This window comes from Streptomyces sp. HSW2009 (assembly GCF_040240285.1).
Taxonomy (GTDB): Bacteria; Actinomycetota; Actinomycetes; order Streptomycetales; family Streptomycetaceae; genus Streptomyces.
Map to the genome: position 1 here is coordinate 1 of NZ_JBEHZD010000879.1, position 1,994 is coordinate 1,994.

The following is a 1,994-nucleotide window of genomic DNA, read 5'->3' on the forward strand; positions in this document are numbered from 1 at the left end:
GCCCCCCCCCCACGCCCCCCCCGCCCCGGCCCCCCCCCCGCCCGCCGGGCCGCCCCCCCCCCCCGGGGGGCCCCGCCGCGGGGGGGGCCCGCGGGGGGGGGGGGCGGGGCCGGTCCGCTGCCGGGCTGAGCGGCTGACGCGCCGTCCACGTCAGCCGCCGTCTCAGGGGCGTCGGCCCGTGCCGACGCCTGCCGTTCCCGGGGGCGGTTCACCCGTCGAGTAGGCGCCGCTCCTCCTCGCTGAGCAGCCGGGAGCGGATCAGGAAGCGCACGCCCTCGGGTGCCTCCACCGAGAACCCGCTGCCCCGCCCCGGCACGACGTCCACCGTCAGATGCGTGTGGCGCCACCGCTCGAACTGCTGGCCCGCCATCCAGAAGTCGATCCGCTCGGCCACCCCGGCCACGACGAGCGAGGCGAGCAGCACGTCGGACGCGCCGGTACGGAACTCGCCGCGCGGATAGCACATGGGCGCGCTGCCGTCGCAACACCCGCCGGACTGGTGGAACATGAGCGGCCCGTGCATCTCGGTGAGCCTGCGCAGCAGCTCCTGCGCGGCCTCGGTCAACGCGACGCGCGAGACCCCGTACGGCTCCCTCATCCCGTCCCCTCCCTCGCCCGCGCGGCCCGGCGTACGGGCAGTCCGGCCTACGGGCAGCCCACCGTGGAGCGGGCGCACCCGCGCCACCCCGAAGCCGTCCGGGGACACCTAACCCCGCCCGGGGTTGCGCGATGGTTGCACGGGGTGTCCGGCCAGGTCCGCGGGGTGGGGCCGGCCCTGGGCCGGGCGGGCGTGGCCGGGTACGGATGCGCGCGTACGAGTGCGCGTACGGCACCGCACCGCGGTTGCCCGCTCCCTGCCGCCCGGCCTCGCCCCACCATCAGACGTTCCACAGGGTTATGACGCAATGGGAGTAGGCGCGCCGCACGGCCGTCATTACGTTGTGTCCACGACAAGAGGGCGTGTTCGGCCCCTGTCCCATCTCCCTCCCCCCGCATGTTCGTTCTGAGACGAGGTGCCCCCGTGAGCCGTGCACGACGTACCCTTAGCCTGCTGGTCGGCTGTCTGGCCCTGTCGCTGGGGTCGGGCCAGTTGGCCCAGGCCGATCCCGCGCCGCGGGACGAGGCCGCCGCCGCACCCTTCTGCTACGACGAGCCGTCGCAGCCCACCGCCGACGTGAGCGACCTCAAGGCCGCGTTCACCGGGGCGAACTGGATGCGCACCCTCCAGACCATGTACCAACGGCGCTGGCCCAGCGGCGAGAAGCTGGCCATAGCGCAGGCCAAGGACCAGTACTGGGACCAGTTCGTCAACAAGCGGAGCTTCGACGGCTTCGCCGAGTCGATGATGGTGGCCATCCACGAGGAGACCCACATGTGGGACCTCGACCCGTCGCGCACCAGGTGGGACGTGTCGATCGCGGCCTGGATCAACGGCTCCCACCAGGCGATGCAGGTGCCGGTGCACGGCGGGTTCCCGCGCAAGGAGATCCTGCCGCTGATCAAGGACCGGCTCACCGCATCCATGGACGACACCTATCTGCGGGACCGTACGCAGGGCGAGTACCGCTTGCAGGGCGTGCTGGCCGAGCAGAACGCCGGGCTGACGGGGCTGCCGGCCGTCACCGTGGTGCACGAGTTCATCAAGGGCGTTGGCGCCAGCAACGCCCGCGACATCGCCGCCACCAACCTGCGCTACCTGCTGCTCTACCTGCGGGTGGCCAAGGACAAGCACCCCGACTACTGGGCCAAGATCAAGGCCGAGCCCAAGCTGCGCGAGCTGGTGCTGACCCAGTTCCTGCGTACGGCCTACTGGTTGGAGAAGTCGGCGCCGTACACCGGTGTGGTCGGCGGCCCCGACGCGGACAAGATCACCAAGACCAACTACGCGCCGGAGAACATCGCCGTCCTGGAGGAGTTCACCGGCCGCAAGGTGCGGGTGGACGCGCAGCGGCACTGCACCGCGGACTGATCCGCAGCCCCGGTCGCCGGGTGCG

Annotated in this window: 2 protein-coding genes; one reads left to right on the forward strand and one right to left on the reverse strand. The window is 72.6% G+C overall.

Translation table 11 applies throughout. From position 1 onward, the window contains the following. Nucleotides 1–208: 208 nt before the first annotated feature. Nucleotides 209–598 (reverse strand): DUF779 domain-containing protein, encoded by a 390-nt coding sequence (locus AAHZ94_RS33165; RefSeq protein WP_349997414.1) that lies wholly within the window; start codon nucleotides 596–598, stop codon nucleotides 209–211. A 423-nt stretch (nucleotides 599–1,021) separates the two neighbouring features. On the opposite strand from AAHZ94_RS33165, the gene AAHZ94_RS33170 reads away from it, so the two are divergent. Then, nucleotides 1,022–1,969, forward strand: coding sequence for a hypothetical protein (locus tag AAHZ94_RS33170; protein ID WP_349997415.1), 948 nt, complete (start codon nucleotides 1,022–1,024; stop codon nucleotides 1,967–1,969). The last annotated feature ends 25 nt before the right edge of the window (nucleotides 1,970–1,994 follow it).

Coding starts and splice junctions, on each gene's coding strand:
- AAHZ94_RS33165 (WP_349997414.1), bottom strand. CDS start 598: ATGAGGGAGCCGTACGGGGTCTCGCGCGTCGCGTTGACCGAGGCCGCG.